The sequence below is a fragment of the Kitasatospora sp. NPDC093806 genome, from assembly GCF_040683335.1.
In the GTDB taxonomy this organism is placed as follows: Bacteria; Actinomycetota; Actinomycetes; order Streptomycetales; family Streptomycetaceae; genus Kitasatospora.
Window position 1 is genome coordinate 1 of record NZ_JBFBDO010000077.1, and the last position, 8574, is coordinate 8574.

An 8574-nucleotide genomic window follows, 5' to 3' on the forward strand; every position below is an offset into this window, starting at 1 on the left:
GCCTCCTCGGGTGAGGAGGCCGCCGCCCCGGTCTCCGGTGCCGACCTGCTCTTGCTCCTGCCCGCCTCGCCACCAGGCGAGGCGGGGGCCACATCAAGGTTCATCCTTTCTCTTATTGCTCACTCCTTCCTGCGTCGCCCCTCCTTTTTCGAGGAGGGGCGGCGCTTTCACCTTTCTTCTTAGGTAGATCCGTCTTTCCGGGCCAGGGCCCGCGCGAGCCCCTTCCCGCCGCTGTGGGAGCGGGCCTTCGGGGTGTCCGGTAACGAGTCGGCATCCAGGGGTGGCAGGGCCATTGACACCCTCGTGACGGGGACCGTACGGTCCTGTGACAAGCGACTGGAAAGTTTCCTAACAGTTCGCGTCATGCCTGCCCAGGCGCCGTTTCGATCTGCCGGAGGAGGAGGATCCTCGCGTGACCAAGACCACGGCCAAGGCCCCCCTCGCCGGTACCCCCAGTCTGCTGCGCGCCATCAACGACCGCGCCGCGCTCGAACTCCTGCTGGAGAACGGACCGCTCTCCCGTACCCAGATCGGCAGCCTGACCGGGCTCTCCAAGCCCACCGCCTCCCAGCTGCTGGCCCGCCTGGAGGCGGCCGGGCTGGTGCTGCCGGTCGGCACCACGGCCGGCGGGCCCGGGCCCAACGCGCAGCTGTACCAGGTGAATCCGGCCGCCGGCTACGTCGCCGGAGTGGACGTCACCAACAGCGGGATCCGGGTCGCCGTCGCCGACATCACCGGCAGCACGCTGGCCGAGCACGAGGTGTCGACCAAGGGCGTGCCGGCCGCCGAGATCATCGCCCGGCTGGCCGGCGCGGTCGCCGAGACGGTCCGCTCCGCCGGGCTCCCCGAGGGCAGCCTGCACACGGTGGCGATCGGCGTCGGCGGCGCCCCCGACCCGGGCACCGGCAAGCTCCGGTACGCCTCCCACCTGCCCGGCTGGCACTCGCCCCGGCTGCTGGAGGAGCTGACCGAGGCGATCGGCGCCCCGGTGTCGATCGAGAACGACGTGAACCTCGCCGCCGTCGCCGAGCAGTCCTCCGGCGCGGCGCACGGGTTCGAGGACTTCGTGCTGCTCTGGGCCGGCGACGGCATCGGCGCCGCGATCGTGATCGCCGGCCGGCTGCACAGGGGCTTCACCGGCGGAGCCGGGGAGGTCGGCTACATGCCGGTCCCCGGCGCGCCGGTCCAGCGGGACGTGCGCCGCCGCCGCGACAGCGGCTTCCAGGCCCTGGTCGGCGCGCCCGCCGTCCGGACCCTGGCCCGCGAACACGGGCTCGGCGCGCCCACCGCCGAGGAGTCGATCACCAGAGCCCTGGAGACCCCCGGGCCCGGCGACGAGTTCCTCACCGCGCTGGCCGCCCGGCTCGCCGTCGGCCTGGCCGTGATCGTCGCCGTCGTCGACCCCCAGCTGGTGGTCGTCTCCGGCCACGTCCCGAACGCGGGCGGCGAACGGCTGCGCGCACTCGTCGAGGAGGAGCTGGCCCGGATCTCACCGGCCCGCCCGGAGGTCCGCAGCAGCGCCCTCCCCGGCTCACCCGTCCTGCTCGGCGCGCTGCAACGCGCGCTGGCGGCCGCCCGCGAGGCGGTCTTCTCCACCCACTGACGTTCCCCGCTGTCACCCTGCACCCACCTCTCCCCCAACCCCCGAACGCGGGACCCGAGGCAATGACGCCTGCCCGCGCACCCCCAGGAGGACCTCGAAGTGCACACCACCTCCCACTCCCGCAGAGGCCGCCGGACCCTGGCCGCCGTGACCGGCAGCGCCGTCCTGGCCCTGCTCGCCACCGCCTGCACCGGCAGCAGCGACGGCGGCGGCAGCGACGACTCCGCCTCCGGCAAGGACGTCACCATCACCTTCTGGCACGGCTGGAGCCAGGAGTCCGAGGTGAAGGCGATCAACGACAACATCGCCGCCTTCGAGAAGTCCCACCCGAACATCCACGTCAAGGCCGTCGGCAACATCGCCGACGACAAGGTGAACCAGTCGCTGCGGGCCGGCGGCGACGACGCCCCGGACGTCGTCTCCTCCTTCACCACCAACAACGTCGGCATGTTCTGTTCCACCAAGGCCTTCGTCGACCTCAAGCCGTTCCTGGCCAAGGACAACATCGACGCCGCCAAGACCTTCCCGGCCCCGATGCTCAACTACACGCAGTTCCAGGGCAACCAGTGCTCCCTGCCGCTGCTCGGCGACGCCTTCGGCCTCTACTACAACAAGAAGGCCTTCACCGAGGCCGGCATCGCCGGACCGCCGAAGACCTTCAGCGAGTTCGCCGACGCCGCCGTCAAGCTGACCCAGGCCGACGGCGACGGCTACAAGCGGCTCGGCTTCATGCCGCTCTACCACGGCTACGAGTCGACCACCGAGCACTTCCTCGGCCAGTGGAGCCCCAGCTACTTCGACGCCGCCGGCAAGTCCACCATCGCCTCCGACCCCAAGGTCGCCTCGATGCTGACCTGGCAGAAGGGCCTGGTCGACAAGCTCGGCGGCTACGACAAGCTGGACAAGTTCCGGGCCACCTTCGGCGAGGAGTTCAGCGCCAAGAACCCGTTCCACACCGGCCAGGTCGCGATGGCCATCGACGGCGAGTGGCGCACCGCCTCGCTCGCCGCCGACAAGCCGGACTTCGAGTGGGCCACCGCGCCGTTCCCGGTCCCGGACGACCAGGTCGCCACCTACGGCCGCGGCTACCAGACCGGCACCATCATCGGCATCGCCGGCACCAGCAAGAAGCAGGCCGCCGCCTGGGAGCTCGTCAAGTACCTGACCACCGACACCGACGCGGTCGTCTCCTTCGCCAACGCGATCCACAACGTGCCCAGCACCTTCGCGGCCCTGGACTCGCCGAAGCTGACCGCCGACGCCAACTTCAAGACCTTCCTGGAGATCGCGAAGCACGCGAACTCCGGCACCACGCCGGCCAGCGTCAACGGCGGCGGCTACATCGTGTCCCTGCAGAACCTCGGCTACAACTACGAGTCCGGCAAGCAGACCGACCTCCAGGCCGGCCTCGCCGCCACCGCCAAGGAGATCGACGCCGCCATCGCCCAGGCCAAGTAGCGGGCACGGCCCACGGTCCACGGAGCTCCCATGTCACTCGCGTCCGCCACCCGCAAGGGCGCCGGACCCACCGCCCCGGCGGCGCCCTCCGCGCAGCAGCTGCTGCGCCGGAAGCGCCGCCGGGCGGCGGCCCGCACGCTCGCCTTCCTCTCCCCCTGGCTGATCGGCTTCGGCGTCTTCTTCCTGTACCCGCTGATCTCCACCGTCTACTTCTCGTTCACCAAGTACAACGGCTTCGGCGCGCCCGTCTTCAGCGGCCTCAAGAACTGGGGCTACGTCTTCAACGACCTGCCCGCGTTCTGGCAGGGCCTGCGCAACACCCTGTGGCTGGTCGTCATCATGGTGAGCCTGCGGGTCGCCTTCGGCCTCGGCATCGGGATGCTGATCACCAAGGTCAAGAGCGGTGTCGGCTTCTTCCGCACCGCCTTCTACCTGCCGTACCTGGCCCCGCCGGTGGCCGCCACCGTCGCCTTCGCCTTCCTGCTCAACCCCGGCACCGGCCCGGTGAACCACTTCCTCGGCGAGATCGGGCTGCCGCAGCCCGGCTGGTTCGCCGACCCCGAGTGGTCCAAGCCCGCGCTCACCCTGCTCGCCATGTGGGGCGTCGGCGACCTGATGGTCATCTTCATGGCCTCGCTGCTGGACGTCCCCAAGGAGCAGTACGAGGCCGCCGAGCTCGACGGCGCCGGCCCGTTCCAGCGGTTCCGCTACGTCACCCTGCCGAACATCTCGCCGATCATCATGTTCGCGGTGGTCACCGGGGTCGTCCAGACCATGCAGTACTACACCCAGGCGATCGTCGCCGGGAAGGTCGCCGGCAACATCGCCGGCAACTCCGGGCAGCAGTTCGAGCCCGGCTTCCCGCAGGGCTCCACCTGGACGCTGCCGCAGATGGTCTACAACCTCGGCTTCCAGCGCTTCAACTACGGCGCGGCGTGCGTCGTCGCCCTGGTGCTGTTCGCCATCTCGATGGCCGTCACCGCGATGCTGCTGCGCCGCAAGTCCGGCTTCATGGCGAGCGACGACTAGCGGCCGAGTGAGGAAACGATCATGACTCTCAGCTCCACCCTCACCGGCGAGGCCGCGGCGCCCGGCTCCCCCGCGCGGCGACCCGGCCGCGGCGTCCCCAGCGCGGCCTCCCGCGCCGCCCGCCGCCGGGCCCTGCTCAACTGGGTCGCGGTGCACGCGCTGGCCATCGCCGCCGCCCTGTTCTTCCTGCTGCCGTTCGTCTTCGCCTTCCTGACCTCGGTGATGACCGACGGCCAGGCACTCACCACCGACTACTGGCCCACCTCCTGGCAGTGGGGCAACTACTCGAAGGTCTGGAACACCCCCGGCTTCCTCACCTGGTGGCGCAACACCCTGCTGTACGCGGGCCTGGGCACCGTGCTCACCATCGTCTCCAGCCTGCCGGTCGCCTACGCGCTCGCCAAGTTCCGCTTCCGCGGCCGCAACCTCGCCCTGATGGCGGTCATCGCGATGATGATGCTGCCGCCGCAGGTCACCGTCATCCCGATGTACCTGTTCTGGGCCAAGCAGCTGGGCCTCGGCGGCTCGCTCTGGCCGCTGATCATCCCGATGGCCTTCGGCGACGCGTTCTCGATCTTCCTGCTGCGCCAGTTCCTGCTGACCATCCCCAGGGAGTACATCGAGGCCGCCCGGATCGACGGCTGCGGCGACCTGCGCACCCTGCTCAAGGTCGTGCTGCCGATGGCCAAGCCGGCCATCGCCGCCGTCGCCCTGTTCCAGTTCTTCTACTGCTGGAACGACTACTTCGGCCCGCAGATCTACGCCAGCAACAACCCCGGCGCCTGGACCCTCTCCTACGGCCTGGAGTCCTTCAAGGGCGCCCACCACACCAACTGGAACCTCACCATGGCCGCCACCCTGCTGGTGATGGCACCGGTGATCATCCTCTTCTTCTTCGCACAGAAGGCCTTCATCGAAGGCGTGACACTGACAGGGGTCAAGGGCTGATGTCCCTACTCAAGCTGGCAATCGTGGGCGGCGGTTCGACGTACACCCCGGAGCTGATCGACGGCTTCGCCAGACTCCGGGACACCCTCCCGATCGGCGAACTCGTCCTCATCGACCCGGCCGCCGACCGGCTGGAGCTGATCGGCGGGCTGGCCCGGCGGATCTTCGCCCGCCAGGGCCACGGCGCCGTCGTCACCACCACCACCGACGTCGAGGCGGGCGTCGCCGACGCCGACGCCGTCCTGCTCCAGCTGCGGGTCGGCGGACAGGCCGCCCGCGACCGGGACGAGACCTGGCCGCTGGAGTGCGGCTGCGTCGGCCAGGAGACGACGGGAGCCGGCGGGCTGGCGAAGGCGCTGCGCACCGTCCCGGTCGTCCTCGACATCGCCGAGAAGGTCCGCCGCACCAACCCCGACGCCTGGATCGTCGACTTCACCAACCCGGTCGGCATCGTCACCCGGGCCCTGCAGAACGCCGGTCACAAGGCGGTCGGCCTCTGCAACGTCGCCATCGGCTTCCAGCGCCGCTTCGCCAAGCACCTCGGCGTCGACCCGGAGCTGATCCGGCTGGACCACGTCGGCCTCAACCACCTCACCTGGGAGCGCGGCGTCACCCTGCTCGACGCCCCGGGCGCCACCACCGGGCGCGAGGTGCTGCCGGAGCTGCTGGCCGGCCACGGCAAGGCGATCGCCGAGGACCTGCACCTGCCGCAGCGCGTGATCGAGCGGCTCGGCGTCGTCCCCTCCTACTACCTGCGGTACTTCTACCAGCACGACCTGGTCGTCGAGGAGCTGAAGGCCAAGGGCTCGCGGGCCGCCGAGGTCGCCGAGATCGAGCGGCAGCTGCTGGAGCTGTACGCCGACCCGACGCTCGACACCAAGCCGGAGCTGCTCGACAAGCGCGGCGGCGCGTTCTACTCCGAGGCGGCCGTCCAGCTGATCTCGGCCCTGCTCGGGACGGGCGGCGGCACCTCGGTGCAGGTGGTGAATACCCGTAACGAAGGTGTGCTGCCGTTCCTTCCGGAAGACGCCGTCATCGAGGTGCCCGCCGAGGTCGACGCGGCCGGCGTGCGCCCGCTGCCGCAGCGCCCGGTCGAGCCGCTGTACGCCGGCCTGATCGCCGCCGTCACCGCGTACGAGCAGCTCGCGCTCGACGCCGCCCTGCACGGCGGCCGCGACCGGGTCTTCGACGCCCTGCTCGCCCACCCGCTGGTCGGCCAGATCGAACTCGCCGACCAGCTGACGGACCGGCTGCTCGCCCACAACCGCGAGCACCTCTCCTGGGCCTGAGCCGCCCGGACGCCGCTCCGGTCCGGCCCGCCCCGGCGCCTCCGGGCGCCCTCCGGACTCCGGCCCGCACTCCGTGGGGGAGTGCGGGCCGGACCGTGACCGGGGGCGGGGGCGGGGGCCGGGATACGCGCGACACGCATGACATGCGCGGCATGCGCGCGGACGACCGGCGCCGCGAGGAGACCGTCCACCCCGGCCGGGGAACACCCACGGCCGGGCCACGTACGAGCCGGGGAACCCGATGACCCACCAGCCCGAACCGCACCTGCCCGGCGTGCTCGCCATCGACGCCGGCAACTCCAAGACCGACGTCGCCCTGATCGGCGCCGACGGCACCGTCCTCGGCACCGCCCGCGGCGGCGGCTTCACGCCCCAGCACGTCGGCGGCACCGCCGCCGTCGCCGGCCTCGCCCCGCTGGTCGAGGCGGCCGCCGCGGCCGCCGGCTTCACCACCTGGACCGGCCCGCTGACCAGCCACGTCAGCGCCTGCCTCGCCAACGCCGACCTGCCGATCGAGGAGGAGGGCCTGCGCACCGCCCTCGAATCCCACCCCTGGGGCCTCAGCAACACCGTCGTCAACGACACCTTCGGCCTGCTGCGCGCCGGCACCGACGGCCCGCGCGGCGTCGCCGTGGTCTGCGGCGCCGGCATCAACTGCGTCGGCCTGCTGCCCGACGGCCGCACCGCCCGGTTCCCCGCCCTCGGCGAGATCACCGGCGACTGGGGCGGCGGCGCCGGCCTCGCGGTCAGCAGCATGTGGCACGCCGTCCGCTCGGAGGACGGCCGCGGCGGGCCGACCACCCTCGCCCCCGCCATCGCCGAACACTTCGGCCTGCCCAGCGCCGGCGCCGTCGCCGAGGCCGTCCACCTCGGACACCTGCCGTTCGGCCGGCTGCACGAGATCGTCCGGGTGCTGTTCGCGGTCGCCCAGGACGGCGACGCCGCCGCGCTCGAACTGATCGACCGCCAGGCCGACGAGATCACCCGGCTCGCCGTCGTCGCCCTGCGGCGGCTGGAACTCCTGGACGCGCCCACCCCGGTGGTGCTCGGCGGCGGGGTGCTCGCCTCCCGGCAGCCGCTGCTGCTCGACAACCTGACGGCCCGCCTGGCGGACGCCGCGCCGCTCGCCGAACCGCGGGTCGTCGTCGCGCCGCCGGTCCTGGGCGCGGCCCTGCTCGGCCTGGACCACCTGGGCGCCGGGGCGGAGGCGCAGGCCCGGGTGCGGACGGCGTACGACCCGGCCCGGCCGGTGGCGGCGTAGCGGCTGCCCGCGCTGGAACTCCGCCCCCGTCGGGTCCGCACACCCGGCGGGGGCGGTCTTTCGTTCGAAACCTGCCCGTCCGGAACCATGTGTGCGATTTCGGCGTGTATGTGGGTGCCGCATCCGGTCACGCTCCTGGGAGACTCGACCCCATGACCGTCCCCTGTCGCCGTCTCCTCCTCGCCGTGCTGCTCGGCTGCGCCGTCACCACCGGCCTGGCCGCCTGCACCCCGATCGACGAGGACCCCACGGTGGCGATGGCCCCGGACGACCTCGACGGCGACCTCGGTGCCGACGACACCGAGGAGTACTGGGCGCTCCCCGACGCCGAGGCCGAACTCGACGCCGCGGCCGCCGGCTCCGCCCCGGTCTCCTCCCCCAGCGCGTGCAGCACCCACCCCGGCCACCGGGTGATCCAGGTCCTCGACGTCACGGACGGCCGCCTGACCGCCCGCCCCACCCGCTTCGTCTGCACCCCCGACGACCCGGAGGAGGCCGGCTACGAGCCCGTCGGCGACCCCGTCGTCTACCCCCTCGCCGCCCACGCGACCGCCACCCTGGTCGACGTCGACCACGACGACCCGGCCAAGGAGGTCCAGCTCCCCGTCCTCCTCACCCACCTCGACGCCTGCCTCACCGGCCGCGAGCCCGAAGCCCCGTACGGCTGCCACGGCGACACCTACGACGTCGTCCTCGACGCCCGCGGCCGGATCACCCGCATCGAGGAACGCGGCCGGCCCGCCCTCTGAGGCCCGGCGGCCCTGGAACGCGACGGACCGGGCCCCCGCCGTACGGGGACCCGGTCCTCGGGGTCAGTGCCTCACATGAGTTCGCTGACCTGCGCGAACCCGTTGTCCGGCCACAGGCCGTAGCCGCTGTCGGTGTTCAGCTGACCGTTGCCGTTGCCCGTCCACAGCAGCAGCGCGCCGCCGGAGGCACGGCCCGCGATGTCGGCCTTGCCGTCACCGTTGAAGTCGCCCGCGACG

General features: G+C 72.1%; 7 protein-coding genes and 1 pseudogene. 7 read left to right on the forward strand and 1 reads right to left on the reverse strand.

The window, feature by feature from the left end; genetic code table 11:
- Positions 1 to 412 precede the first annotated feature (412 nt).
- The 7 genes from AB0N76_RS28260 (at position 413) to AB0N76_RS28290 (ending at position 8337) form a co-directional block, all read left to right on the forward strand.
- Positions 413 to 1603 carry an ROK family transcriptional regulator gene (locus AB0N76_RS28260; protein ID WP_363561740.1) on the forward strand — a complete coding sequence of 397 codons (1191 nt, stop codon included), beginning with the start codon at positions 413 to 415 and terminating at the stop codon, positions 1601 to 1603.
- 99 nt (positions 1604 to 1702) lie between these two features.
- Complete coding sequence (locus tag AB0N76_RS28265) at positions 1703 to 3061, forward strand: ABC transporter substrate-binding protein (RefSeq protein ID WP_363561742.1); 1359 nt, start codon at positions 1703 to 1705, stop codon at positions 3059 to 3061.
- Positions 3062 to 3091: 30 nt separating this feature from the next.
- Positions 3092 to 4090, forward strand: a complete 999-nt coding sequence (locus tag AB0N76_RS28270; RefSeq protein WP_363561744.1) for a sugar ABC transporter permease — start codon at positions 3092 to 3094, stop codon at positions 4088 to 4090.
- Between the two features lie 21 nt (positions 4091 to 4111).
- A complete protein-coding gene (locus AB0N76_RS28275) occupies positions 4112 to 5038 on the forward strand; it encodes a carbohydrate ABC transporter permease (RefSeq protein ID WP_363561746.1) in 927 nt (308 codons plus the stop codon).
- On the forward strand, positions 5038 to 6327 hold the full coding sequence (locus AB0N76_RS28280; protein WP_363561748.1) for a 6-phospho-beta-glucosidase: 1290 nt from the start codon (positions 5038 to 5040) through the stop codon (positions 6325 to 6327). The genes AB0N76_RS28275 and AB0N76_RS28280 overlap by 1 nt, the downstream gene beginning before the upstream one ends.
- Positions 6328 to 6568: 241 nt before the next feature.
- On the forward strand, positions 6569 to 7588 hold the full coding sequence (locus AB0N76_RS28285; RefSeq protein ID WP_363561750.1) for a BadF/BadG/BcrA/BcrD ATPase family protein: 1020 nt from the start codon (positions 6569 to 6571) through the stop codon (positions 7586 to 7588).
- Positions 7589 to 7740: 152 nt separating this feature from the next.
- Positions 7741 to 8337 (forward strand): hypothetical protein, encoded by a 597-nt coding sequence (locus AB0N76_RS28290; RefSeq protein WP_363561752.1) that lies wholly within the window; start codon positions 7741 to 7743, stop codon positions 8335 to 8337.
- Between the two features lie 71 nt (positions 8338 to 8408).
- On the opposite strand, the pseudogene AB0N76_RS28295 reads toward AB0N76_RS28290, so the two are convergent.
- Positions 8409 to 8574, reverse strand: a pseudogene (locus AB0N76_RS28295) (hypothetical protein); the annotation flags it as partial.

What these genes read in the sequence shown, in the direction of transcription:
- AB0N76_RS28285 (WP_363561750.1), top strand. Translation starts at nt 6,569, where the DNA reads ATGACCCACCAGCCCGAACCGCACCTGCCCGGCGTGCTCGCCATCGAC.
- AB0N76_RS28275 (WP_363561746.1), top strand. Translation starts at nt 4,112, where the DNA reads ATGACTCTCAGCTCCACCCTCACCGGCGAGGCCGCGGCGCCCGGCTCC.
- AB0N76_RS28290 (WP_363561752.1), top strand. Translation starts at nt 7,741, where the DNA reads ATGACCGTCCCCTGTCGCCGTCTCCTCCTCGCCGTGCTGCTCGGCTGC.
- AB0N76_RS28280 (WP_363561748.1), top strand. Translation starts at nt 5,038, where the DNA reads ATGTCCCTACTCAAGCTGGCAATCGTGGGCGGCGGTTCGACGTACACC.
- AB0N76_RS28270 (WP_363561744.1), top strand. Translation starts at nt 3,092, where the DNA reads ATGTCACTCGCGTCCGCCACCCGCAAGGGCGCCGGACCCACCGCCCCG.